18 protein-coding genes and 4 pseudogenes are annotated in these 25,187 nt (G+C 57.3%); 5 read left to right on the forward strand and 17 right to left on the reverse strand.

What is annotated here, in order from left to right; genetic code table 11:
• Positions 1–297 precede the first annotated feature (297 nt).
• The 7 genes from AC13Q5_RS15500 to AC13Q5_RS15530 form a co-directional block, all read right to left on the reverse strand.
• On the reverse strand, positions 298–1,230 hold the full coding sequence (locus AC13Q5_RS15500) for a type 1 glutamine amidotransferase (RefSeq protein WP_488502261.1): 933 nt from the start codon (positions 1,228–1,230) through the stop codon (positions 298–300).
• A gap of 469 nt (positions 1,231–1,699) precedes the next feature.
• Entirely contained in the window at positions 1,700–1,933 is a 234-nt protein-coding gene (locus AC13Q5_RS15505) for a hypothetical protein (RefSeq protein ID WP_488502455.1), read from the reverse strand.
• A gap of 166 nt (positions 1,934–2,099) precedes the next feature.
• Positions 2,100–4,058 (reverse strand): acetate--CoA ligase, encoded by a 1,959-nt coding sequence (gene acs / locus AC13Q5_RS15510; RefSeq protein WP_457881501.1) that lies wholly within the window; start codon positions 4,056–4,058, stop codon positions 2,100–2,102.
• A 168-nt stretch (positions 4,059–4,226) separates the two neighbouring features.
• Positions 4,227–4,604 carry a RidA family protein gene (locus tag AC13Q5_RS15515; RefSeq protein WP_488502262.1) on the reverse strand — a complete coding sequence of 126 codons (378 nt, stop codon included), beginning with the start codon at positions 4,602–4,604 and terminating at the stop codon, positions 4,227–4,229.
• Positions 4,605–4,767: 163 nt separating this feature from the next.
• Positions 4,768–5,973 carry an aminotransferase class V-fold PLP-dependent enzyme gene (locus AC13Q5_RS15520; protein ID WP_488502263.1) on the reverse strand — a complete coding sequence of 402 codons (1,206 nt, stop codon included), beginning with the start codon at positions 5,971–5,973 and terminating at the stop codon, positions 4,768–4,770.
• Positions 5,974–6,138: 165 nt separating this feature from the next.
• On the reverse strand, positions 6,139–6,813 hold the full coding sequence (locus tag AC13Q5_RS15525; RefSeq protein WP_488502264.1) for a helix-turn-helix transcriptional regulator: 675 nt from the start codon (positions 6,811–6,813) through the stop codon (positions 6,139–6,141).
• Positions 6,814–7,163: 350 nt separating this feature from the next.
• Complete coding sequence (locus AC13Q5_RS15530; RefSeq protein WP_488502265.1) at positions 7,164–9,254, reverse strand: methyl-accepting chemotaxis protein; 2,091 nt, start codon at positions 9,252–9,254, stop codon at positions 7,164–7,166.
• A 506-nt stretch (positions 9,255–9,760) separates the two neighbouring features.
• Between AC13Q5_RS15530 and AC13Q5_RS15535 the strand changes: the two are divergent.
• From AC13Q5_RS15535 to AC13Q5_RS15545, 3 genes and pseudogenes are all read left to right on the forward strand, one after another.
• A pseudogene (locus AC13Q5_RS15535) lies at positions 9,761–10,057 on the forward strand (ABC transporter permease subunit); the annotation flags it as partial.
• Between the two features lie 109 nt (positions 10,058–10,166).
• Positions 10,167–10,935, forward strand: a pseudogene (ehuA, locus tag AC13Q5_RS15540) (ectoine/hydroxyectoine ABC transporter ATP-binding protein EhuA).
• Between the two features lie 97 nt (positions 10,936–11,032).
• Positions 11,033–11,155 carry an aminopeptidase P family N-terminal domain-containing protein gene (locus AC13Q5_RS15545; RefSeq protein WP_488502266.1) on the forward strand — a complete coding sequence of 41 codons (123 nt, stop codon included), beginning with the start codon at positions 11,033–11,035 and terminating at the stop codon, positions 11,153–11,155.
• A 148-nt stretch (positions 11,156–11,303) separates the two neighbouring features.
• Here the strand turns inward: AC13Q5_RS15545 and AC13Q5_RS15550 are convergent.
• From AC13Q5_RS15550 to AC13Q5_RS15580, 7 genes and pseudogenes are all read right to left on the reverse strand, one after another.
• A pseudogene (locus AC13Q5_RS15550) lies at positions 11,304–11,855 on the reverse strand (5-oxoprolinase subunit B family protein); the annotation flags it as partial.
• Positions 11,848–12,618, reverse strand: coding sequence for a LamB/YcsF family protein (locus AC13Q5_RS15555; RefSeq protein ID WP_488502267.1), 771 nt, complete (start codon positions 12,616–12,618; stop codon positions 11,848–11,850). The pseudogene AC13Q5_RS15550 and the gene AC13Q5_RS15555, both read right to left, overlap by 8 nt.
• A gap of 6 nt (positions 12,619–12,624) precedes the next feature.
• On the reverse strand, positions 12,625–13,761 hold the full coding sequence (locus AC13Q5_RS15560; protein ID WP_488502268.1) for a M24 family metallopeptidase: 1,137 nt from the start codon (positions 13,759–13,761) through the stop codon (positions 12,625–12,627).
• A gap of 59 nt (positions 13,762–13,820) precedes the next feature.
• Positions 13,821–15,185, reverse strand: a complete 1,365-nt coding sequence (locus tag AC13Q5_RS15565) for a M24 family metallopeptidase (RefSeq protein ID WP_488502269.1) — start codon at positions 15,183–15,185, stop codon at positions 13,821–13,823.
• Positions 15,186–15,311: 126 nt separating this feature from the next.
• Positions 15,312–17,009: an ABC transporter permease subunit gene (locus AC13Q5_RS15570; protein WP_488502270.1), complete on the reverse strand. Its 1,698-nt coding sequence runs from the start codon at positions 17,007–17,009 to the stop codon at positions 15,312–15,314.
• 42 nt (positions 17,010–17,051) lie between these two features.
• Positions 17,052–18,167: an ABC transporter substrate-binding protein gene (locus tag AC13Q5_RS15575; RefSeq protein ID WP_488502271.1), complete on the reverse strand. Its 1,116-nt coding sequence runs from the start codon at positions 18,165–18,167 to the stop codon at positions 17,052–17,054.
• Between the two features lie 24 nt (positions 18,168–18,191).
• Positions 18,192–19,202: an ABC transporter ATP-binding protein gene (locus AC13Q5_RS15580; protein WP_488502443.1), complete on the reverse strand. Its 1,011-nt coding sequence runs from the start codon at positions 19,200–19,202 to the stop codon at positions 18,192–18,194.
• A gap of 489 nt (positions 19,203–19,691) precedes the next feature.
• Here AC13Q5_RS15580 and AC13Q5_RS15585 point away from each other — a divergent pair, with 489 nt between their 5' ends.
• The gene (locus AC13Q5_RS15585; protein ID WP_488502272.1) at positions 19,692–20,891 is read left to right on the forward strand and encodes an ROK family transcriptional regulator; all 1,200 of its coding nucleotides are present in this window, start codon (positions 19,692–19,694) and stop codon (positions 20,889–20,891) included.
• Positions 20,892–20,907: 16 nt separating this feature from the next.
• Here AC13Q5_RS15585 and AC13Q5_RS15590 read toward each other — a convergent pair whose 3' ends face one another.
• The 3 genes and pseudogenes from AC13Q5_RS15590 to AC13Q5_RS15600 form a co-directional block, all read right to left on the reverse strand.
• Entirely contained in the window at positions 20,908–21,702 is a 795-nt protein-coding gene (locus AC13Q5_RS15590; protein WP_488502273.1) for an aldolase, read from the reverse strand.
• Positions 21,703–21,745: 43 nt separating this feature from the next.
• Positions 21,746–22,856, reverse strand: a pseudogene (locus AC13Q5_RS15595) (amidohydrolase).
• Positions 22,857–22,906: 50 nt separating this feature from the next.
• Positions 22,907–23,317, reverse strand: a complete 411-nt coding sequence (locus AC13Q5_RS15600) for a hypothetical protein (protein ID WP_488502274.1) — start codon at positions 23,315–23,317, stop codon at positions 22,907–22,909.
• A 731-nt stretch (positions 23,318–24,048) separates the two neighbouring features.
• On the opposite strand from AC13Q5_RS15600, the gene AC13Q5_RS15605 reads away from it, so the two are divergent.
• Positions 24,049–25,071: an amino acid ABC transporter substrate-binding protein gene (locus AC13Q5_RS15605; protein ID WP_488502275.1), complete on the forward strand. Its 1,023-nt coding sequence runs from the start codon at positions 24,049–24,051 to the stop codon at positions 25,069–25,071.
• Positions 25,072–25,187 lie beyond the last annotated feature (116 nt).

A 25,187-nucleotide genomic window follows, 5' to 3' on the forward strand; every position in this document is an offset into this window, starting at 1 on the left:
GCAACGAGATAAAAGATTCTTTGGGCATGAGTGACTTGTCGATCGCAGCAAGCGGCCCCTCCCGCAGGAAGTTTCCTGTGTTCGATTCTCAGCTAAGCTGATGAATTCGCCTCAGGAAGTCTTTGGCTTGTTCAATAGATAGGGAAAATCGCTTTCCCGGCCCCCCTCGACAATTAGGTCGCGGCCCATTCGGATGCGGTCGCACTCTTTTTCGCAAAGCTGAATGGCAAGTCCGGACAAGACGAGAATCCCGTCTTGTCCATCGCGAGTTTGCGGACATCGTTGCGGCCGGAACGTTTAATGCTTCGACGCGTAGGTCTGCATCAGCTTGTCCAGGAAACCGAACAACTTTTGGTTCATCTCATCATAATCGTTAGCGCGCAGAGCATCGGGCTGCTGGACGAACCGATAATCCTTCAACGTTGCCAGTTCACTTTCTGATGCTGCGATTAGCAATTCGATCACGGCCGGAGTGAATTCCATATGGCATTGGAAGCCGTAGACTCGATCGCTGTATTCGACGATCTGGCGTGGGCATCCTTCGCTGAGGGCAAGGATCTTTGCGTTTTCAGTCAAGCCGGGCATATCGTTATGCCAGTGCCCAACGTTTAGTGTATCGCCGAAATGCGCGACTTTGTCGTTCACCCTTCCTTCGGGTGTCAAGATAATTGGGAACTTTCCGATCTCCTTTTCCGGGCTGTGCTCATAGGTGGCGCCCAAGGCCTCTCCGATCAACTGCGAGCCCAAGCAGATGCCAACAACGGCTTTGTCTGCGGAGATGCATTTTCCAATCAAGGCGCGCTCCTTGGCGGCATCGAAATGCGGGCATTCCTCTGTGCTGGTTTCCGGTGATTGCGGACCGCCCATTACCACCAGCAAATCGATACCTTCCGCGGTCTCCGGCAGCGATTTGTTCTCGTAGACGCGCGAATAAGTTGCTTCGTATCCACGGTCCTTCACCCAGATCTCATATGCTCCGGGCGCCTCGAATGCTTCGTGCACGATAAAATGTACTCGCATAGGTATTCTCCTATTAGATAAAGAAAGCTCACCCGACGGTTCCGACGCCGGATAGAATAAGCTGAAAAGTAAATCTTTCGGCCGGAACGACCAGAATGCTATGTCGGCAAGGAAGCGACAGAATATTCCAGCCTGGGCGAACCTCCCTTCATCGGCCCGGTTGTCTTGCGCTTCTTCTGGTACCAGACTGGCACAAAAGGGATCAAGCATCGCAGGTCGACACCTGATTCAGACAGCCAGCGCCGAGCGATTCCAATAAGCGCCGCCCATCTCCCTTCTGCTCCCATCGGAAATAAAGCCGCACCAGCCTGATTGGCCGAATTCTTTGCACAGGCTGGAATCGGCGCTTTACCGGAGTGCGGCGCCGACACCTTGGCCGGCAACAGGGAGATAAAAACAGGCATAGAACAGGTTCTATTGATTGCTGGGATCTTGCACACGGACGCACTCCAAACGCACCCATGCGGCAACGTTTGCGACTATCATTATCTAACATCCATCTGGTCTAACTCCAACGTCCAGTTTGGGACAGTTTTCCTGGTCCAGTTGAGTTGTGCCACGGGTCATGCCTAACGCAGACGGACAAATCAGCATCCGTGCCATGTATGCTCCGCCAGAGTTCGGCGGGGCAATGGTGCGTCCGCCGTTTCTGTTTCAGTCGATGGATCGCGACCGGATACTACGCGTGGGCGTTACGCCCATAGCCGGCAATGCCAAAAAACAGGGCTTGGTAGAAGCTTAAGATGCCTGCGTAACCCCACGCAATATCAAAGGACAAGGCGGCCAAGCCCATGATTAGGATTTTGGTCATAAGGAGCTGCCAGAAGTAATCGAGTTCAATGGGCAGGACGGCGATGACGGCCTGCCCATTGGATAGAGAGCCTGCGGAGGCCCACTTGCTGTCGAACGCCATGGATGAGAGGAGCATCGGCTCAGCGAAGTCGTGAGTAAATTCGTCCCATGGTGCTTTGGCGATGATATTCCGACTATCGGAATGAGCTCATATCTATGATTCTACGGCATGATCTTAGATATTTTTAAGAGGGCGCCGTGCTGGAAAGTATGAAGCTCTTTGGGCCTCAAGCCGCATCAGCCTTGTTCTGCCTGTTGGCGATCAGATCATCAACGACAGCCGGGTCGGCGAGCGTCGAGGTATCGCCGAGCGCGCCGAAATCGTCTTCGGCGATCTTGCGCAGGATGCGGCGCATGATCTTGCCGGAGCGTGTTTTCGGCAGGCCAGGCGTGAACTGGATCTTGTCCGGCGAGGCGATCGGGCCGATTTCGGCGCGGACATGCTTCACCAGCTCCTGCCGCAGCGTATCCGAGCCCTCGAGGCCAACCATTAACGTCACATAGCAATAGATGCCCTGACCCTTGATCGAATGCGGATAGCCGACGACGGCGGCTTCGGACACGTGTTTGTGCGACACCAGCGCCGATTCCACTTCCGCCGTGCCGAGGCGATGGCCCGAGACGTTCAGCACATCGTCGACGCGGCCGGTGATCCAGTAGTAACCGTCCTCATCGCGGCGGCAGCCGTCGCCGGTGAAATACTTGCCCTTGTAGGTGGAGAAGTAGGTCTGGATGAAGCGCTCGTGGTCGCCGTAGACCGTACGCATCTGGCCCGGCCAGCTGTCGGCGATGACGAGATTGCCGTCGGCCGCCCCTTCCAGCACGTTGCCTTCATTGTCGACCAGCTGCGGCTGCACGCCGAAAAAGGGCAGGGTGGCCGAGCCGGCCTTGAGATCGGTCGCGCCTGGAAGCGGCGTGATCATGTGGCCGCCGGTTTCAGTCTGCCACCAGGTATCGACGATCGGGCAGCGGCTGTCGCCGACCACCTTGTAATACCATTCCCAGGCTTCTGGATTAATGGGTTCGCCGACCGTGCCGAGAATGCGCAGGCTGGAGCGCGAGGCGCGCTTGACGAAATGATCGCCGGCTCCCATCAGCGAGCGGATCGCCGTCGGCGCGGTGTAGAAGATATTGACCTTGTGCTTGTCGATGACGTCCCAGAAGCGGCCCTGGTCGGGATAGTTCGGCACGCCTTCGAACATCAGCGAGGTCGCGGCATTGGCGAGCGGCCCGTAGACGATATAGGAGTGACCGGTGACCCAGCCGACATCGGCCGTGCACCAGTAGATATCGCCGGGGTGATAGTCGAACGTGTATTCATGCGTCATCGCCGCGTAGACGAGATAGCCGGCCGTCGTGTGCAGCACGCCCTTCGGCTTGCCGGTGGAGCCGGAGGTATAGAGGATGAACAACGGGTCTTCCGCCTTCATCTTCGCCGGCGGGCAATCCGCCTTCACCTTGGCGGTTTCCTCGTGATACCAGACATCGCGGCCAGGCTCCCAGCCGACTTTGCCGCCGGTGCGGCGCACGGCAATCACCGTCTTGACCGCAACCTTCTGCTTGGCGGCGATCTGAATGGCCGTATCGGTGTTTTCCTTCAACGGAATGGACTTGCCGCCGCGAACGCCTTCGTCGCAGGTAATGACGACGGTCGATGCGCAGTCGACGATGCGGCCGGCAAGCGCCTCCGGCGAGAAGCCGCCAAAGACCACCGAATGCACCGCGCCTATGCGGGCGCAGGCCAGCATCGCATAGGCGGCTTCAGGGATCATCGGCATGTAGATGGTGACGCGATCGCCCTTCTTGACGCCGTGCTTCTTGAGCACGTTCGCCAGCCGGCAGACCTGCTCGTAAAGCTCGTTATAGGTGACCTTCTTGTCGATATAGGGATTGTCGCCTTCCCAGATGAAAGCGACACGATCGCCGTGCTTCTTCAGATGCCGGTCGATGCAATTGTAGGAGACGTTGGTGACGCCGTCCTCAAACCACTTGATCGAAACCTTGCCGGTAAAGGACGTGTTCTTGACCTTGGTATAGGGCTTGAACCAGTCGATGCGCTTGCCGTGCTTGCCCCAGAACTTGTCGGGATCCTCGACGCTCTGCTCATACCATTTCTGGTACTTCGCCTTGTCGATCAGGGCGCGTGCCTTGACCGGTTTCGTCACAGGATGGATCTTCTCCGACATTGTTTCCTCCTCAAAACCTCACACTCCGATTTGTAATCGCGAGTGCTCTTTCCGCGCAATAAATAGCGCGCGCCTTGCGGCTGCATCTCTACTTGTCCGCTTGAACCGCGTCCATGAAGACGCTTCAGGCTTCTTACCATCACAAAAAGCCTGCTAACGCTGCGCGAATCATTTCAATGCTATGATTGCCTCGATCTCAACAAGGGCGCCCTTCGGAAGCGCCGACACCTGATAGCAAGCTCGCGCCGGAAATGGATCGCTAAAATAACCAGCATAAACGTCATTGACCGCAGCAAATTCAGCCAGATCGACCAATAGGACTGTTGTTTTGACAACCTTGGTCATATCAGCCCCCGCCGCTTCGGCAATCGCGCGTAAATTTTCGAGGCATTGGCGAGCCTGCTTCGCGGCGTTATCTCCCCATATCGTTCCTGTCTTCGGATCTAATGGAAGCTGGCCTGATACGAACAAAAGTCCGTCGTGACGGACAGCCTGAGAGTACGGACCAATGGCCTTGGGAGCTGCTTCTGTTTCGATTTTTTGCATGTTTGGTCTCCGTGGAAGTTAGCATGGGCGCGTGCCACTGGCAGAGGTTCAGGTTGACGAACTTACGACAAAATTTTCGTATGCTTGGGAATTCACGTTTGCGATTTTTAGCCGGCCTTATGACTCGGCCATGCGTGACTGCGGCATCGATGTATCGCACCTGTCAGTTAGCAATCTGAGCGACGGCTTCGAGGAAGCTCTCTATTTCTTCATCGGTATTATAGTAATGCGGGGACGCACGGACTACCGGTGGGAGATTGCGCATAGTAGCGTCCATCAGCGTGCTCGAAGGTGGTGACACGGATACGTTAATGCCTTTTTCCGTTAGTCGCGCCATGACATCCAGCGAATTCAGTTCACCGACGCTGAACGAGATGATGGAGGCGAGATCGGCTCCAAGATCATGAACGGATACTGATCGTACATGCTTGAGACCTTCGCGTAGATTCGACGAGAGTACCCTGCAACGTGCCTCGATGTCCTTCAGTCCGATTTCGAGCGCGTAATCCACAGCCGCTCGTAGCCCAGCACGAACGGAGTAATTTTTTTCCCATGTTTCAAAACGCCTTGCGTCAGGCCGCAACTCATATCGATCAGGTGCGACCCAGGGAGCACCATAAAGATCGATCATTGCCGGCTCCAACCTTTCCAGCAGCGACTTGCGAATATAAAGAAAGCCAGTTCCCCTGGGAGCGCGAAGGAATTTCCTGCCGGTCGCGGTCAACATATCGCAGCCCAAGTCGGCCACGTCGACGGGCATTTGACCGACGGCTTGGCATGCGTCGAGCAAATAGAGAATATTGTGTTTACGGGCTATGCGTCCGACCGCGACTGCAGGGTTGATAAGCCCGCCATTGGTAGGAATCCATGTAACAGCAATCAAGCGTACACGATCATCAATCATTTTTTCCAAGGCGTCCGGATCCAGGACACCGAGAGGATCGTTTGGAATGACTTCTACTGTCGCACCGGTTCTCTTAGCAACCTGGAGGAAAGCCACATAATTCGCCGCAAATTCGGCGCTCGCGGTCAGAATCCTGTCTCCGGGCTTGAAGGTTAGCGAATAGAAGGCGCGTTGCCACGCAACCGTCGCGTTTTCAGCTATTGCTATTTCGTCGGGCTTGGAATTTACCAAGCAAGCAAGGCTGTCATATGCTCCTTCGAGCGTCCCGTTGGCTTCAGCTGCCGCCTCATATCCTCCGATTTCAGCCTCACGTTTCAGGTAGCCCGTAACAGCTTCAACGACCGGACTCGGCATGAGAGCTGCGCCTGCGTTGTTGAGATGATTCCTATTCTTGGTACCCGGGGTCTCAGCACGCAGACGGGGAAGGTCCAGGCCCTTCGTGGTATCACGGTAAGCTTGCGACATGAAGACAACCTCCTCCTTCATTGAATCGCGCAGAGTCTATCCGCCTATTTGGTAGAGGTGGGAATTCGCTAATTTTGCAAACGGCAGTGCAATTTTTCGCCATAGGAAAGCCGCTGCAGATATCACAGGATCCACTCGGTTTGATGTCTGCCGCTTACGCCCCCTCTAGCGGGCACTCGCCCTGATCTTCCCCAAATATCGATAGACAGTCGGTTCGGAGCAACTCAGCGCGGATGCTGTCCTCGAAATCGCGCCTTTCAGTTGAAATACGCCAGATATATAAAGACGCTCGACGACGGATAGCTTCTCATCCGGGGTCATCTGCTCTGGGTCGATTCCGGCTTTGGCGACCTGTTCGTTAATGATGTCCAGCGTTAGTTCATCGAGGGTTGTGCTAAAGCGTTCAGTATGGCTTTGACGCTCAGCCAGTGGCTTCGTCCTCACGAGCTCATCCAATAAATCCCTAGCGCGAACGAGCGGATCGGTGTCGACATCAATGCATAGTAGGCCCAGGATCTCATTGGACTGGCTTTTGATGAAAAAAGTAGACGATCTTCGCGCACGCCCATCGCGCGATACTGTAGGGTAGTTCTCAATGAAGTCGACGTTGCGAGCCTGTGGGCCTTGCATGATGCGCAAGTCAAGATTAGTGGCAGGCCCCCCCACCTTTCTGCCGCTCACATGACTATTGGCGATCGCAACAATTGAACGGCCGAGATCGCTCGTATCGTGAAGCACAATTTCGGAGTTGGGGCCGAGAACCTTGCCGAGATATTCGACAATTTTGATATACGGGACAAGCTCTGCCGGGCATCTTCCCTCGTCAGTCGTTCTATCCAACGTGTCGTTCCGCATCTGAGTGGCGACCGCAAACCATCATCGCAGCACTATATCTACGCTCTAGTAAGCCTCCTGCGGAACGAAAGTCAATTCAAGCAATAAAATCTGGGGAAGAAGCCTCAATCCCTGCTATTGATGACATTGGAGGACCTGCTCAGTGCCCGATCGCGGCAAAAGACAAGATGACCGCGGTCTCCTTCGGGAAACCGCGGTCATCTGATCAGGGATATTAACTTATCGGCCTGACGCATTCGATCGTGCTTTTCTGAGAGCACGGCTTGCTTGCCCCATAGGGAGGCAAGTTTCGAAGCCTTGCTGAGCAGCTCCGAGAGCGTTACTTCACGACACGTTCAGGCAACCACTTTGAGTGCGACAGGATGAGCTGCGGATGCTCCTCTGATACGGAACCGTGAAAGCAGCGCACTCAGTGCTGCTGCTTCCATTGCAAGACCGTGGCTTGCGGCCGTCTGTTCCTCGACCATCGCGGCGTTTTGCTGCGTGCCGTGGTCCATCGTGTTGACCGCCGTATTGATTTCATGGAGGCCAGAAGCCTGTTCACGGGAGGTCTGGACGATCGCTTCGACGTTGCCGTTGATTTCCTGCACTTCGCGGACAATTTCCTCGAGGGCCTTGCCCGTCTCGTTGACGAGCGTGACACCGTTCTTCACCTGGAGGCCCGACGCGGTGATCAGCGACTTGATTTCCCGCGCCGCATTTGCGGAACGCTGCGCAAGTTCGCGTACTTCCTGGGCGACGACGGCAAACCCCTTGCCAGCTTCCCCTGCCCGTGCCGCTTCGACGCCGGCGTTCAAAGCAAGCAGGTTTGTCTGGAAGGCAATATCGTCGATAACGCTGATGATATTGGATATCTCGTTTGAGGATCTTTCAATCATCTGCATGGCGTCTACGGCCCTTTGAACGATATCGCCGGATCGTTCTGCGCCTGACCGTGCCCGCATTACAAGCAGGCCCACTTCTTCGGCGCGGCGAGCACTGTCTTTGACCGTCGTTGTGATCTCCTCCAAGGCTGCAGCCGTCTCCTCGACCGACGCCGCCTGTTGCTCCGTTCGACGGGCGAGATTATCGGCTGCGGTTCGAATCTCCCTCGCGCCCGAATCAATTGCGCGGGCGTTGGTGCCAACGGAGGAGAGTGCATCGTGTAGTTTTTCAACGGCCGTATTGAAGTCGACCCTCAGCGTATCGAGGTGGCCGGCAAAGGGGACACCGATCTGATGATCGAGCTCCCCATTGGCCAGGCGGTCGAGCCCGTTTGCGAGCGATTTTACGGCGAAGGCGACCTCTTCCGCCTCCTGAGCCTTGATTGCCTCGCGGTCGCGTCGTTCCTCTTCAGTTCGCAAGCGGGTTTCGTCGGCTTCCTTGGTAAGACGGCCTCGTTGAATCATATTGTCGCGGAATACTGCGACGGCAGCCGCCATATTTCCGAGCTCGTCCTTTCTGCGGGTGGCCGGAATCTCGGCAGACAGATCTCCACCCGCCAGAGCACTCATCGTCCCAGTCATTTGAAGTACCGGGTGAACAACAATTCTGGACAGGAAAACAGCAAGTACGATGATCATAGCAATGACGCTGATCAGAGTTGCAACAGTGGCTGCGACGCGAAACCGGCCGATCGCCGCGAAGGCAAGGTTCCGGTCCATCTGGACGCCAAGGTACCAGTCCGAACGTGGAATGCCCGGAATGGGGAGGAAATGGACAAGAACCGAGTTGCCGCCATAAGTCGTTTCCGCGAGACCGCCGTCGATTGCGGGTGTAGCCTCCGGGAAGGCATCGGCGAGCTTTTTTGTCACCAGTTTCCCATCGCGATGAACAAGAATTGTTCCGTCACTCTTCACGAGAAATGCTGAACCATTGCCACCGAGATTCACGGATTTGATCATATTGGCCATGGCGTTGATGGAGAAATCGCTCCCAACAACACCGATGAGCCTTTTGTCGTTCTTGACCGGAAGGGCGGCGGTGATCACGAGCTCGCCCGAGCTTGCGCTTATGTAGGGGTCGGTAATGACCGGCTTGTCAGCTTCGACCGCTGTCTTGTACCAGGGCCGGATGCGGGGGTCGTAGCCCGAGGGCGTAGCGCGATTGGGCACATTCGTGAACATGCCCTGCTCATCACCATAATAGTTCAAGATGAACTCTCTTTGCAGTACTGGCTTTGTGAAGGTTTCCGAAATCTCCTTCGTGGTTTCACCTTCAGTTATGCCGTTGGCGGAGAGCTCTGTCAGCATGATACGCGCGTTGAGCCAGTTCGCGATGCTTTGCGCCGCCTGCTGGCCAGCTGTTTCGATCTCTTCGGAAACTGCGTCCCTTGTAGCTTGACGCTGGAGCGAATCGATATAAACGGAAAAGCTACAAAAAGCAGCAACGACGACGAGCGACGCCACCACCAGAATCTTGGTCATTAGGTTGAAACGGATTTTCACAGCATCGGTCCTTCAAAAATTCCAGCAACTAGTGCGGGCGCAAATTGGCCGGAATGGCTCAAAATATCATCTTATTTTAGCGAATGCCGTCATAGCGCCGCGTATGTCTTCATCCGACATTAACGATGAGGATCACGATAATCTGTTAAAGGCGCGATAATTTTTTATCGATTTGGGCCAAAAGGATTACATTTCAGGCAGCTCTCACGAGCTTGAAACATTGTTGAATGACCTAGATTTTTCGTTTTCTGAGAATTAGTTAAGGTTCCAACTCGAAGAAGAGTCTGCGGCCATTCAACACTGAAGCATGTGATAGATTCTTATCATTCATGTACCGCCGCTATCGCAGATGGGGGGTCTTGATCGGCCATTTCTTGAAAATTTTCACCTCGTCCCGGACCACACGGCGCCTGTTGATGACGAGATAATGTGGTCTAGTCCCTGAGGAACACACCGCTCCTCATGCAGCTTTTTTCCTTTATTTCGTGTTTCCCGAATACGGCCTCGTGCTCCCCGTTTTCTGGACTGGCTGCATGGCTCTAGGTCTGCAATACGCCGCCTACATGAGCGAAGTCTACCGGGCAGGCCTGGAGGCGCTACCCAAAGGCCAGTGGGAGGCGGCCACGGCCCTCAACCTCTCCCGGGCACGCGTCTACTCTAAGGCGGTAATCCCCCAGATCGTACCGCGCATCACCCCGGCGATCGGCAACTATCTCATCTCGATGATGAAGGACACGCCGATCCTCTCGACGATCACCGTCGTCGAAATACTCAACCTATCCAATCGCATCGGGGACCGAACCTTCGAGTATTCGGTGCCGCTCTCCGTCGTCGGTGCCATTTTCCTCGTCCTGACAACGGTCTGCTCCGCCGCGCCGAACGCATCATTCCTAAGAAAGGAATTGCCCTCAAATAAGCGAATTCATCAAGTTCGACCAGGTGTCCAAGCGCTATGGCCATCATGGGGTTCTTGGAAAGTTCGACCTTGGCGTTCGCGCCAAAGTTACGCTTATCGGACCGAGCGGCTCGGGCAAGTCGACAGTGCTGCGCATTCTGATGACGTTGGAGCCTTTCCAGGGAGGGACCTTGACGCTCAATGGCGTCAGTTATCACGAGGCAAACGGTAAAGGCCCGTTCAAGGCATCGGAGAAGCACCTTCAGGAGGTGCGTCGAAACGTCGGCAGTGCTTCCAGAGCTTCAACCTGTTCCCTCACATGACTGTCCTTCGCAACGTTATCGAAGCACCGATATCGGTGTTGGGAATGAAGAGGGGCGAGGCCGAGGCCCGCGCCATGGATTTCCTAAAGATGGTAGGCATGGATGCGAAGGCCCAATCCTTTCCCGGCCAATTGAGCGGCGGCCAGCAGCAGTGGGTGGCGATTGCCAGGGCGCTCGCAATGCGACCCAAGGTCCTGCTCTTTGATGAGCCCACGTCAGCGCTCGACCCCGACTTGTCGGCGAGGTCCTCGGGGTCATCCGTTCGTTGGCTCACGAGCACGACCTAACGATGCTGCTCGTCACGCACGCGATGCGCTTTGCCCGCGAGATTTCCGACCGGGTCTGTTTTTTCGACAAGGGCCGGATCGTTGAACAGGGATCACCGGACCAGATGTTCACCGATCCGCAGGAGGCCTGCACGTGGGGCTTCCTGTCATCTATTCTGAATGGAGGAACGAACTGATGGCACTTCAATCGACGACGACTAGGATCGCGACGAACGAGATGGCTCCCTTCACACGGATGAGTTCGAGACACGGATCGAGCGGACCCGAACAGCCATGACTAAGGCCGGGATCGATGCGATCATTCTAATATCTGAAGCCAACATTGAATACCTATCGGGCTTCGAGACCCAGTTCGCGTGGGTGACGCCGTGGCGATCATCCCAGAGATTGGACTGACGAACTGGCAGAGTACGTCCTGGCGCGACAGAATCGAGACTTGGCCGTCGCCCCGCCCGACAGACGAAGGCATCAGTCTTCTGAGTAACCACGTCAACAAGATCAGCCGGCAGCATGGAAAGTCGGCTTCGAGATCGGGCCGGAGTCGCGCGGTGTCCCACATCCTGAGCGGTGTCCGCCCGAGCAGGCGCCAGCCGCCGGGGCTGTCGGACGGATAGACGCAAGCAAACCTGCCGGCAATGGCTACCGAACCGGCCGGGATGCGGCGGCGCGGGGTCGACAGGCGCGACACGTCGAAGGAAGCATCGACCGGGTTCAGATAGCCGAAGCCGGGGGCAAAGCCCATGAAGGCCACCGCAAATGTCGCCTCGCAATGCCGTCGGATGAGTTCCTCGACCGTCCAGCCGAGACGTTCGGCACAGTCGCCGAGATCCTCGCCGTCATAGGTAACGGGTATCTCCACCACTTCGCCTGCAATCGTCTCGACCGATGACAGGTCTCTGGCCGCAATCTCGGACTCGATCGAACGGGCTGATGCGATCGACCGGTCGAACCTGAGCGCGCCGGCCGTGATCTGGTGGACGCCTACAATCGGGGCCGATTTCAGGGCGAGAAGCAATGCCTGCGTCGATTGTAGATCGGCCAGTTCGACAAGCAGGCCGTCCATCCCGAGCGGCCGAAAAGAAATCTCATCAGCCATGACGACTCTCGACAAAGTTACCAAGCCTGATGCCGTTGGAAGACAGGGTCGTGCGCAGCCGGCCGGCGATCTCAACAGCCTCCAGCGTATCACCGTGGACGCAGATCGACCGTGCCTCGATCGGCACCCTGGTTCCGTCGACCGCCCTTATCGTCCCGTCGGTGGCCAGTTCGAGCATGCGATCGGCGATCTCGCCGGCATCGTGCAAAACCGCGCCGGGCAGGTTGCGGTTCACCAGGCTGCCATCAGCATTGTAGGCCCGGTCGGCAAAGGCCTCTGCCACGGTATCGAGGCCCGCCTCGCCCGCCCAGCCGATGATCGGGGCTCCGGCCAGAGCCAGCATGGCCAAGCCGGGATCGATCGCCTTAATAGCGTCGATGACGGCACGGGCCTGGGCCTTGTCCCGGGCAATGGCGTTGTAGAGCGCGCCATGCGGCTTGACATAGGCCACGCGGGCGGCGGCCGCATCGGCCAGGCCGCGGATCGCCCCGATCTGGTAGATCACGTCGGCGAACAGGTCTTCGTAGGACGGCGTCATCGCGCGCCGCCCGAAGCCGTGGAGGTCGCGATAGCCGACATGCGCGCCGATCGCTACGCCAGGCTCCTTCGCGACCCGAAGCACCGAAAGGATGCCCGCCGGATCGCCGGCATGAAAGCCGCAGGCGATGTTGGCGCTGGTCACGATGGCGAGAATCTCGTCGTCATGGCCCATCTTCCAAGGGCCGAAGCTTTCCCCGATATCCGCATTGATGTCGACGATCATCGAATTCTATCCCTGCCGCGACACGAACAGCTTGCGTTCGGTCGTGGTCATAAATTGCGGACCGTCCGGACCGACGACGACGGTATCGCTGATCGCAAATCCATTGGCGGACGTGTACATGTGGAACGCCATGCCCTGCTCGACCGTCCAGGTGGATGCCGGCGTAAAGGTCCAGGCGAAGTCGCTCGCCTCGATGTACCATTCCGAATAGAAGCCCACGGTATAGCCGGTGATGTTGTCGTAGCTTTCGCGCAATCCGGCATCGAGCACGCCCTGGCGAAGGATCGCGTCGACTTCGTTGGCCGGCACGCCGGGCCGGAGCATGGCGATCTGGCGATCCTGGAGAGCGATCAGGGTGTCTGCCGTCTCCACCAGTTCCGGCCGGGGGCGGCCGATGCAGACGTCGCGCATGGCGCGGGCCTGATAACCGTGATAGCGGCCGCATAGTTCGAGATGCAGGACATCGCCGACCTGCAAAGGGTCGTCGTGCAGATGGCCGTGCAGAAAATCCCAGCTCGACTTGGCTGCCGTGATCACGCCCACCGTGCCGGTGTCGGCGCCTTCCTCGATATAGGTCGAAACCGCGATCTTGGCCGCTTCACGCTCCGTGATCCCCGGACGGGTGGCCGCTATCACCTCGGCGAAAGCGCGGTCAGCGATGTGGCCTGCGCGGGCGAGCTTCTGCTGTTCCGCTGCGGACTTGATGCGCCTCATGTCCCTCCAGGCCAACCGGTCGGTATCGACAAACTCGATGTCGGGCAGCGCCGCCTTGAGATCGGCAAAGGCCTTGATGGTCAGAGTATGGCTGCCAAAATCGACGCCGATCCGGGCGCGATCCAAGCCGTGCGACCGGATCTTCTCGGCCAGCAGCGCGACCGGATCGTCCCAGTCCCGAAATCCGGTAATGTCCTTGATCCAGGTGCGATCGCGCATGGGCGGTACGTCGAGATGCCGTAGGACGAAGAAGGGCTCGCCACGGAGCGGGATGATGCCCCCACGGAAAAGCGTCAGGGCAGTTTCCGAACCGGTGAAATAGGCGGTAACTTCAGAGTCGTCGATCAACAGCGCTTCGAGATTGCGCCGTTCGAGTTCGGCCCTGAGACGCGAAATGCGTTCGTCAAACTCGGCCCGTGAAAACTGCATCGTGGCATACCCGTTATGTTGGCGGCCGCCGCGACCCGCTTGGGCGGCGGCCGATTGCGTTAATCGCGCGTCAGGAGCTGGTCCGGGGAGAGCCAGAACGGCGCGAGGCAGAGCGGCGTGTTGGAGAGGAGGAGGATGCTCGGATCGAGCGAAATGCCGAGCTGGCTCTGGACGAAGTCGCGGCGCGCGGCGATGCGGGAGGCAATCTCGGGATAGAGCCTCGCGAGCTCCGCGCGCAGGTTCGCGTCGGCAATGGCGACCGCATCTTCCATGTTGAGCGCCTGCCCTACAGGCATCGGGGTGGGGATGATGTCGATCTGGAACGGCATGCCTGAGACGATCTTGTCGGCGGAGCCGGGATAAATGGGCGTGTTGACCCACTCATCATGCCCCACCAGATGGCCGGGGTTGAGGGCAGGTTTGAGACCACCGTCCTTGAGCACCTGGACGACGGCATCGAAGATTTCCCCACCGCTCGTGCCGATGCGAACGGTTTCGTACCACGCGACGACGCCGCTGAAATAGGCTTTCGCGGCCTTGAGAAACTCCTCGTTGTTCGTGTCGAGCAACGCAGCGCGCGAGGACAGACCACCCCAGAAGCTCACAGCAGTGGTGACACCGTCGCCGCGGCGTAACGTCCGTCCTCTCGGGCTGCGCAGACCGACGACGGGCGTCCCGGCCGGTGCGGAGGCGAACATGACATGGGCCGACAGTTCCTCGCCGGCATAGCCCATCCGGGAGGCCGCCAGGAATTCATTGTCGCCTGGCTTGATACCACGAACGATGCGCCAGACCGCATCCGATGCCCGGGCAGCGCCCCATTCATGGGCGGCGATCTGATGTACGTCGACGACAGCGCGCAGACCGGTTTCCGGATGCATGAGCGCGGCCGTGACGTCTGTCAGTTGCCCCCCTGCCCCGACTGCGAGCTTGAGGCTGTCGATGACATAGGCCGAGACTTGGAAGCTCGGCGCACTTTCGTTCCATTCCGCCGCGCAGAGATATTTCCAGCCTACAACGCCGATGGTGTCGCCACCCCGCACGCCGATTTCGTCCAGGACAACCTTCAGCGACGGCGCCACCGACCGGTCCTGGCCCATGAGGCTGAAGCTCTGGCAAAGCACTGTCTCAAGGTCGGGAAGTTCCGCAAGCCGTGCGTAGTCAATGCTTTCATTGCCGCAGAGTGCAACACGCCGGCCGTTGGAGCCGAGCAGCAGCAACGCCTCTTCGAAGCGCGGCTCGAAACCGGTCAGAAAGGCAAAGTTGGCAAGATGTTCGCGGTCGCTATAAACTGCTACCCAATCGGTCCCCGCGCTCTTGAGCAGGGCGCTGGCCCTGGCGTCGTAGACCTTTCGAGGGATAGCAGGCGTAACGACGGGTGTTCCGAATGTTGGCAGGTCGATCGTTCTAAGGGAGATTGGCATATTCGATACTTTCGTTAGGGTCGTTGTAGTCTTGTTGTTCCCAGCGAGTCCTATGACCCGCCGTCTCTTGGCAATCCGGAAATTTGGGCACGGCGATCCGCGGCCGATCCCGGCCACTTCCTGTTCTCACCGTAATGTCGCCCGCCGCCTGGCCTGAAGAAGCGACCACAGCCCGAACAACAGGCCTGCAATCGCCGCTACCGCGAAGAAGACCACTGCCACGGCTGCGATCTGGGGACTGATTTCCACGCGGATATCTGCCCACATCCGCATCGGAAGCGTGTATCGCCCACTACGGCTAAAGAACAGGCCGACGATGAGGTCGTCGAATGCCAGGAGGAAGGCGAGGATGGCGGCACTCAACATCGCGCTGGCCATCAGCGGCGCGATGATTGATCGCCAGATCACATGCGTACGCGCGCCCGAAATCGCCGCCGCCTGGACCACCGACATGTCGAACCGTTGGAAGGACGCGTACATGACCAAGAAAACAGTCGGAAACGCAAAGAGGCCATATGCAAGGATATAGGTGATAGGCAAGCCGATGATGTTAAGCTTGATGAACAGGAAGTAGAGTGCGAGTACGATGGCGAATTGCGGCACGATCATCGGCGAGATCAAGAACACTTCCAGCGCCGTGTTGCGCCTGTTCAGTCGGACCATGCCATATGCTGCCATCGAGCCTAGCACCAACGCGACGCCGGCGCCGCAGACGCTGAGCCAGATGCTGAACCAGGTCGACTGCAGCCAGTCGGCGTTGCGGAAATATTCCGCGATCCAGCGTCCGTCATAGCCGCGAGGCGGGAAGCGAAGGAATTCGTCGCTGCTGAGGCCGAGCGGAATGACCGTCAGGATCGTCGCCGAAAGGAAGACGACCGTCAGGACCAGGTTGAGCCAGATCCCGACATTGCCCAGCCGGTAGAGGCCGTCTAGCAGCCATTCGGCGGAGCAGGCTATGTTCTCCCACGTCGTGCCGCCGAAGTGACGCTTCGACGCCGAACGCAGGTTCGAGACATCGCCGGCATCGACGGTGCTGCCGATGAAGCGACGCAACAGGATCAGAACGGCCGAGACGATCAGCAGCAGGATCACGGCCTGCGCGCCGGCACCGGCGAAGTCGTCGAGCGTGTTGAGCTGGATATCGATCGCCTGCGTGACGACCTGATCGCCCGGACCGCCCAGCATCACCGGCGTGGCATAGAAGCCCAACGCACTCGTAAAGGTCAGGCCGAGGCCGGAAATGATGCCGGGCACGCTGAGAGGGAAGAAAATCTTGGCGAAGCTGACTACCCGATGCGCACCGAGACTGTCTGCCGCTTCGCGCAGGTCCATCGGTATGCGGCTCATCGAGGAATAGAGCGTCAAAACCATCAGCGGCAGCAGGATTTGCGTCATGCCGATAAGAACGCCGACCTGATTGTAGACCAGCGGAATCGGCGAGTCGATCAGTCCGAGAAACTTGAGCGCCGCATTGACCGGACCCCTGTTGCCCAGGATGGCGATCCAGGCATAGGTGCGGATGAGGATGCTTGTGAAGAAGGGGATCAGGGTCAGTAGCAGGAAGACCCGCTGAACCACGCCCCTCATCTTGGTCAGCATATAGGCATAGGGATAGCCGATCAGCAGACAGGCGAGCGAGGCTATTGCCGACAGGTAGATGGTGCGCCAGACGGCCCTGAGATAGACGCCATCGGTCAGCATCAGGACGTAGCGATCGAAGGACAGGTGTCCGTCAGGCAGGATGCTGACGCCGACGATCATCGCCACGGGCAACACGTAAAAAAGTCCGAGATAGGCAAGAGGAAGAGAGAGGGGGCTACGCACCCCCCCACCGATCCTGCTGATGGCATGAATGGGCCTGGCCATTTACTTGGTTGCCCACTTCTGCCACATCTCGACGGCACGATCGATATTCGATTTGCCAGCCGAGTCGGTCTCGTTCCACCAGCTGTAGTTCTGCACCACCTGGGTTTTCACCGTCGCGGGATTGCCCGGCAGCATGGCTGCCTTCTCGGGCGCGATGAAATCGAAGGCGCGCGGATTGGTCGGGCCGTAGCTGATGAGTTCGGAGAACTTGGCCTGCTGTTCCGGACGCGCGATGAAGGCCATGAACTTCATGGCGTTTTCCTTGTTCTTAGCGCCCTTGAGGACGACCCAGGCATCCCATTCGAGAATGGCCTGTTCCATGCTGAGGTCGACGTCGGCACCCTTTTGCTTCAGCGCGGCAATGCGGCCGTTGAAGGCGCCCGTCATCGCTACGCTGCCATCGGCCAGCATCTGGGCGGGTTCGGCGCCCGCGACCCAGAACTTCAGCACTTCCGGCTTGAGTTTGGTCAAGCTGGCAAACGCCCTGTCGAGATCCAGTGGATAGAGCTTTTCGGGCGCCACGCCATCGGCCAGCAGCGCCGTTTCGAAAACAGCGCCACCCACAGCATCCTTGCTGCCATCAAAGAGTGCACGCTTGCCGGGGAAACGCTTGAAATCCCACATGTCGGCCCAGTTTTTGGGCTTCTCGCCAGGGAACGCCTCATTGTCGAATGCGAGAACCATCGAGTAGAAAAGCGATGGAATTACGTAATCGGTGGCCGGAATCGGCGAGAAGAGCTCCTTTGTTCCCGGCGCCATGAGCGACCAGTCGATCGGCTCGAGGAGGCTGTCTTTGACGAACCGGTCGATGTTACCACCGGCCATGTCGGTGACGTCATAAGCGGGCGCCCCCGCGAGAACGCTGGTCCGTGTCGCTCCGATTGGCTGATCCGCTGCCGGAACGACCTTGATGCCGGTTTCTGCTTCGAAAGGCTCGAAATATGCGGCACGCTGGGCCTCGCCCCAGGCCCCTCCGCCGTCGTAGACGACGACTTCGCCCGTGCCCTTAAGATTTTGCGCAAAAGCCTTGCCAGTCAGTTGGTCAATGGCGCCGATGATGGCAAGACTGGTCGTTCCCACCAATGCACTGCGACGAGTTAATGTAAAGTTCCCCATTTTCTGCTCCCTTAATACGTTTGATCAGGGCCGAACGAATGTTCGCGCCGCTGTGGTCTCCCATGTTAGGCTAACGGCATCTCCGGCCGAGCGTCTGGTTGAAGGCGCTTCCTTGACGGTTAGCGCCTGTCCATTCGCGAGTTGCATACGCACACTCACGAATTCCCCGAAGTACGAGGACGAGACAACTGTCGCCGGGAGACACCAGGTCGCCGTGTCTTGGCTGACACGGATCTTGTTGGGCCGAACGATGACGTCGACGGCCCTTCCCATCGCGTTGACGTCGACGGGCGCCAAGGCGAGAACCTTCTCCCCTCCCTTTATGCGAACAGCAACTTCGTTACCGCTCACGCCATCTATTTCTCCCGAAATGATATTTGTTTCGCCGATGAAGTCGGCCACGAAGGCCGTTTCCGGCGCCTCGTAAAGATCTTCGGGGCGGCCAACCTGCTCGATCCGGCCGCGGTTGAGCACGACCAATCGATCGGCCATGCCAAGCGCCTCGCCCTGATCATGCGTCACGAAGATAACGGTCGTGCCAGTCTTGCGCTGAATGTCCTTGATCTCGACCTGCAGGTGCTCGCGAAGCTTCTTGTCGAGCGCGCCCAGCGGTTCGTCCATCAGGAGAACGGGCGGCCGAAACACCAGTGCTCGGGCAAGCGCGACACGCTGTTGCTGGCCGCCTGACAACTGTGGGATCAAACGTTCGTCCAACCCCTTCAGGCCTACCATGTTCGTTGCGTCCGCGACGCGGCCGGCAATTTCGTCCCTGGACACTCCGCGCTGAAGCAGTGGAAAGGCCACATTCTGAGCCACGGTCATGTGGGGAAACAAGGCATATTTCTGAAAAACCATGCCGATGTTTCGCTTGCGAGGTGGCAGGCGAGTGACGTCCGTATCACCAATCTTGATCACACCCTCGTCGATGTCCGTAAAGCCAGCAATCGACATCAAGATCGTGGTCTTACCGGAGCCGCTGGGACCCAAAAGGGCAAGGAACTCGCCAGCACTCACTGTCAAAGAGATATCGTTCATCACCTTGACGGAACCATAAGACTTACTGACCTGGTCGATCGTAATCGGAACACTCAACACTTGCGCACGCTTCCTAAAGCGATTGAACGTCGGTTGTTTGCCATTGGGTTCCTACTCGACGGTTGGAGCGATGGTTTCCCATCGGGAGTTGATTGATCTCGAAGGAGCGCGTCACCGCGACAACTCGACCTTCTATTTTTAAATCAGAGGGTCGGAAAAAGTCAATAAGAACATGAGCGGAATTCGTCGATGTTCCCTTGAGAGAGAGTTAACGAAGAATCGGGTAAAAATATTATTTTTCATATACTAAGTAAGCTTGCAGCTTGGAAGGATACCCAAGTCCATGAAAGCGAACAAACTTTAGTAGTCGAACGGATCGCTAATTTTTCCGATGCCCTGAAAAATCTTGCTTTTCATTGCTTCTCTGAACGATGGGTGGCATTGTTCCAACGCTAAAAAATTTCTTCGCCGTCTTCTTGATAACCCCAAGTGAGCCAATTGAAATCCACCGACATCAGACACGTGCATGCGTTAGCGGTTTTCCATGCTATCCGACAAAATCCTAAGGTGACACAGCGTGACCTCGTTCACATCGTTGGCACCGACCGATCTACCACATCCGAAATTATCAAGAACTTCCACGCTGCAGGCCTGATCGAAGTCACTCGAGATAACTCCACCAGGCGCGGGCGTCCAAGCAACGTCCTGCAGCTTTCGCGGGATGGCGGCCTGCTCATTGGTGTGCATATACGACGCCGCGAGCTGCGTATCGTCGTGGCGGGGCTGGATGGAGTTCCTGTTTCCACGCTAGTCCGCGAGAGAGCGAAAGAGGCAAGTCAAATGGTAACCGACCTGCGCAACGGTATTGTCGCGGGTGCGCAAAGTATTGGCAGGTCGATCGAGCATGTGCGGGCGGTTGGCCTGTCCGCACCGGGCATGGTGTCGCGATTTTCGCCAGACGAGGTGATGCCGCCGCTCTACGGTACGGACGTGACGCTCGAATACCTCCGACAAGCCCACCTCGGCGTGCCGCTTTTTGTTGACAATGATGCAAATGGTGCCGGGCTGGCGGAACTATTCTTCTCACCAAAGAAACCCCTTCCCAATTTCCTCTATGTTGAAGGCGAGGCGGCTGGAGATAAAAGCGGCATCGGCGCCGCAATCTTCGTTGATGGAGCAATACATCGTGGGGCACGAGGCCTATCCGGCGAGGTGGGACATATGAAAGTGGTGCCCGATGGACGTCCGTGCACATGCGGTCAGCGCGGATGTTTGGCACAGTATGCCGACGAGATGAGCATGCTTGCGGACTTTTCCCAATCACGAAACGCCCAGCTGGCAATCTCCGACTTTTATCGGAGCCTGCGCGCTGGTGACGAAGATGCGGTTTCCATTGTCACGAATTCAGGGAAGTACTTAGGCCTGGTGTTTGGAAATCTGTTGAATGCGATCGACACTCAGGAGATTGTTCTCGGCGGTAGTTTCGCTCGGTTGTTCGAGTATCTCGAACAACCGATCATGGCAGCTCTTGTTGAGACAGCGTTGCCGCCGATCGCCGAAGGCTTCAGAATTAGAGCTGCCGCCTCTGACTCGGAGGAGTATCCTTTGGGTGGGATCGCAATTGCGCTGGATGGCTGCACTAGCGAAATTGGCTCGGGGATCGCCCCGTGGGACGTAGCCGCCGAATAATTCGGGGCGCCTATCGCTAGTTCTTATAGTCGGGCTGAATCTGGTCAAGTGCGCGCTTGATCGAGGCCAGATGCAGCCGGGCGGACTCCGAATCGCCCTCGCGCATCTGGCGAAAGGCAGCCTCTGCGATCTCAGAAGCCACCGGCACTACCTTTCTGCCCGTGGACAGTGCGAGAGTTTGAACCTCACATGCGCGCTCGAGATAATAGAGGTCGTCCCATGCCTCAGCGATTGTTGGGCCGCAGACCATGACGCCATGATGTTTCATGAACACGATGTCGGCATCGCCAATGGCAGATGCGATGCGGTCACCTTCCCGCTCATCCAGCGCCAAACCATTGTAGTTTTTGTCGACCGCCGTTCTACCATAGAATTTCAACGCGGTTTGACCCGCGAAGATGAGAGGGTCGCCCTCGGTCATGGATAGCGCTGTCGCATACGGCATATGCGTGTGAAAGGCCGCCTTGGCACGCGGAATATTTTTGTGGATGCGGGCATGGATGTAGAAGGCGGTCGCCTCGAGCTTGCCCTCTCCCAACACTACATTGCCGTGAAAATCGCAGATCAGAAGCATCGATGCTGTCAGTTCGGCGAAGGCATAACCGTAAGGGTTGACGATGAACAGATCCTCATAGCCGGGAACAACAGCCGAGAAGTGGTTGCAGATGCCTTCTTCCATGCCGTATCGTACAGCCATCCTGAAACACGCCGCCAGATCGATGCGGGCCTGCCAGACATCATCCCGCTCAAGGTCGGGCTGGTTGGGGCCATTCAGCCGTGCGATGGACGGCGTGTTCAGCGAGTGGGCCATTCGGTCTTCCTCCAATCAAATTCTAAAGTCTATCTCTGCTTCTCTACGAAATCTCCACGCTCAATCGGCGTCGGACGATAGCTGTATGAAAATCCGTACCGTGCAGCAGCCCATCATCGTTAAAGTCGTAACTGGGATTGTGAAGCGGCGCGGAATCTTCGCCATTTCCCAGGAAGACGAAGCAGCCCGGCGCATGCTCGAGGAAGCGCGCGAAATCTTCCGACCCCGTCATTGGCTCACGTCGGACGTTCACATTGGCTGCCTTGAAGACTTCTCGAGCGGCCGCGAAAGCTTCCTCGGCAAGTACGATGTCGTTGACCAGAGGCACGAACTCTCTCGTATAGGTCACCTCGGCCTTGACGTTGTGGGTCAATGCGGTGCCCTCCGAAATGACGCGCATCTGCTTCTCGATCTCGGCGCTAACCTCCGGTCGGAAGCTGCGGGCATCTCCCAATATCCGCGCGAGACCCGGCAGCACATTTCTCGTGCCGTCGGTGATAAGTTCGGTAACAGACACTACCGCAATATCCGTGGGGCTCAGGCGGCGGGAGACGATGGTCTGAAGATTGGCGACTAGCGCGCAAGCGGCGACGAGAACCTCGTTGCCGGAATGCGGCCGTGCGGCATGACCACCGATGCCCTTGAGCTCGATCTCAAAATTGTCCTCCGCCGACATGAAGGCGCCTGCCCGCGTCTGGAAATGACCGAGGGGAAGACCGGGCATATTGTGGATGCCGTAATTTCGTCAAAAGGGAATCGTCGTATCAGCCCGTCATCGAGCATGGAGATCGCCCCTTCCCCCATTCTTCGGCCGGCTGAAAAATAAAGCGGACAGTTCCGTCAAGGCCGCCGTCCGCGGCCAGCGTCCTGGCAGCTCCGAGCAGCATCGTCGTATGGCCGTCGTGGCCGCAGGCATGCATGACGTCCCGGTTGGTCGAGCGGTATGGCTTGTCGCCCTGCTCGGTGATACGCAGTGCATCCATATCTGCGCGCAACGCGACGGACCTGTTGCCAGTGCCTCGTTTCAACGTGCCAACGACACCAGTCCCTCCAACGCCCTCGACGACCTCGTCGAGACCAAATTCCCGGAGTTTCGCCGCCACAAAGGCTGAAGTCCGACATTCTTCAAAACCGAATTCCGGATGCGCATGCAGATGGTGCCGTCAGGCGGTCAACTCCGACTTTAGCGCGTGTCTGTCGATCGTCATGCCGTTCCCTTCTGTGACACAACAGTTGCCGCCGGTCTTCCAACTAGTTCTTCGTACTTCGCAGGATCGGTGGCACCTTCGGTGTTTACCACGAAAATGCGAGAGCCGGCGTCAATGCGCAATGCAGACTTGATCTGGGGATCGGCCGCGGCTTTGAGGAATGCCACCAGCCCGACGCCACCACTTTCCCCGCACACGATCGCCGGATCACCATTTGCGGGATTGGCAAGTATCCTCATAATAGAAAGCGCATTCTTTCCAGACAAGAATGTGAAGTCGTTTACGACGCACGTCGCGATGCAAACAGTGAAATTTACGACGCGCGTGAATTTGGAAATAGCATAGTCAGGTAACGCATAATTGGCCCCTTGCGAGTAATTCCCCAAATAGCCTGACTGCAAATTCACCGTCGGCCGATGCTAGCTCGAGCATGACAGACTGGAACAGCCTTTCGGAAGTTCAGGGCAAATTCAAGAGCACGCTCCACCCCGCGGTCAACGGCATTTGTGCAATCGGAATTCGCTGATCTCTCCGCTATAGCTGGAAAAGATTCAGCAAACGTGGGCCTCCTGCCTTGTTTGCCTGATCTTTCCATTACGAAGAAGCAGGGAGCCGAAACGATGCCGGCGACCCAAGGCAGCATCTTCCGCGTCTATTTTTGCACATGGCAGTGCAAAGATTCCGATTGGTCGAGCGAAAGTCTATTGGTTAAAGGGTTCCGACAGGGAGGACTATATGAACAATTCAATCTTTAAAGCAGTTGTTGGAGACATTGTCCCACCCGCCATGAGACTCGCGTCGGAAAACCTGCTTCGACTGTTGGCGAAGTGGTTTGCAGGGCCTTATCGCTCCTGGTCTTCCCTTAAGGCTTTACCTCAATCCTTTCGGTCCGGTCTGCTTTGCATCTGTGCATTCAGTCTCACGGAGCAGGCTCAATAATTTCGAGATCAATCAGGACTGACAGGCGGCCATCAAGCGCCTATCGTCTTTTCTGAATGATCAAGAATGTAAAATAGAAGCGGTGTCTCAAGCCGACTGATGTGTCCCACTAATGGGCTCCAATCCAATTTCGATCCGAACATCCGTCAATCGGACGGCGATTTCGCGCGTCCGCACGGCAAAACTGGGAGCACGATACATGAAAAGATCTCTATTCGTAGCCACTCTGATTGCAAGCACCGTATTTGCTGGTGCTGGTGCAGCCTTGGCTGGCACGCTTGACGACGTCAAAGCACGCGGCGAACTGAACTGCGGATCCAACACCGGCCTCACCGGCTTCGGTACACCCGACTCCAAAGGCAACTGGACCGGCTTTGACGTTGATTTCTGCCGCGCGGTCGCTGCCGCTGTTCTCGGTGATGCAACGAAGGTAAAGTTTGTTCCAGCCACTTCCGAGACACGTTTTACTGCCTTGGCCTCCGGTGAAACGGACATACTGGTGCGCAACACCACCTACACATTTTCTCGCGACACTGATCTGAAGCTCGATTTCGTAGCTATCAATTTTTATGATGGCCAGGGCTTCATGGTGAAGAAGGATTCAGGCATCACGTCCGCCAAACAGCTGGATGGCGCAACCGTCTGTATTCAGACGGGAACGACGACTGAGCTGAACCTTGCAGACTGGTTCAAGACGAATGGTATCAAGTATACGCCAGTCAACGTTGCCGATGATGCCGAGGCTCTACGCCAATTCACTGCCGGCGCCTGCGATACCTACACGACCGATGCTTCGGGTCTCGCTTCCGCGCGCGCCGCGCTATCAGATCCGCAAAGCTACGTTATCCTTCCGGAACTCATTTCGAAAGAACCGCTCGGTCCGGTGGTCCGCCATGGTGATAACAACTGGGGCGACATTGTGCGCTGGACCTTCAATGCGCTCCTAATCGCCGAAGAGAAAGGCATTACCAAAGCCAACGTCGACCAGATCAAAGCATCCGCGACCGACCCGGAAGTCAAACGTCTCCTCGGCACCGAGGGCGAAATGGGCAAAATGATGGGTCTGGACAATGCCTGGGCCTATAACGCCATCAAGGCGGTCGGCAACTATGGCGAAATCTTCGAGGCCAACCTCGGAACCAAGACGGCCGTTGGTTTGCCAAGGGGCCTGAATGCTCTGTGGTCCAAAGGCGGTCTACAATACGCACCGCCGCTGCGCTAATCCGGCCATCCTGCGGTCACGGGACGACAATCCGTGGCCGCAGCCGCCGCTAGTTAAACCTTGGCCTGAAAAATGGCCGACCCGATCGAGAAGCGTAAGGCGCGTAACAATAAAAT

The organism is Martinezella sp. CNPSo 3964 (genome assembly GCF_057784375.1).

Excerpts from the sequence above, each read along its gene's own strand:
- AC13Q5_RS15500 (WP_488502261.1), bottom strand. The coding sequence starts at position 1,230 with ATGCTTGATCCCTTTTGTGCCAGTCTGGTACCAGAAGAAGCGCAAGAC.
- AC13Q5_RS15505 (WP_488502455.1), bottom strand. The coding sequence starts at position 1,933 with ATGGCGTTCGACAGCAAGTGGGCCTCCGCAGGCTCTCTATCCAATGGG.
- acs (WP_457881501.1), bottom strand. The coding sequence starts at position 4,058 with ATGTCGGAGAAGATCCATCCTGTGACGAAACCGGTCAAGGCACGCGCC.
- AC13Q5_RS15515 (WP_488502262.1), bottom strand. The coding sequence starts at position 4,604 with ATGCAAAAAATCGAAACAGAAGCAGCTCCCAAGGCCATTGGTCCGTAC.
- AC13Q5_RS15520 (WP_488502263.1), bottom strand. The coding sequence starts at position 5,973 with ATGTCGCAAGCTTACCGTGATACCACGAAGGGCCTGGACCTTCCCCGT.
- AC13Q5_RS15545 (WP_488502266.1), top strand. The coding sequence starts at position 11,033 with ATGACTAAGGCCGGGATCGATGCGATCATTCTAATATCTGAAGCCAAC.
- AC13Q5_RS15555 (WP_488502267.1), bottom strand. The coding sequence starts at position 12,618 with ATGATCGTCGACATCAATGCGGATATCGGGGAAAGCTTCGGCCCTTGG.
- AC13Q5_RS15560 (WP_488502268.1), bottom strand. The coding sequence starts at position 13,761 with ATGCAGTTTTCACGGGCCGAGTTTGACGAACGCATTTCGCGTCTCAGG.
- AC13Q5_RS15565 (WP_488502269.1), bottom strand. The coding sequence starts at position 15,185 with ATGCCAATCTCCCTTAGAACGATCGACCTGCCAACATTCGGAACACCC.
- AC13Q5_RS15575 (WP_488502271.1), bottom strand. The coding sequence starts at position 18,167 with ATGGGGAACTTTACATTAACTCGTCGCAGTGCATTGGTGGGAACGACC.
- AC13Q5_RS15580 (WP_488502443.1), bottom strand. The coding sequence starts at position 19,202 with ATGAACGATATCTCTTTGACAGTGAGTGCTGGCGAGTTCCTTGCCCTT.
- AC13Q5_RS15590 (WP_488502273.1), bottom strand. The coding sequence starts at position 21,702 with ATGGCCCACTCGCTGAACACGCCGTCCATCGCACGGCTGAATGGCCCC.
- AC13Q5_RS15605 (WP_488502275.1), top strand. The coding sequence starts at position 24,049 with ATGAAAAGATCTCTATTCGTAGCCACTCTGATTGCAAGCACCGTATTT.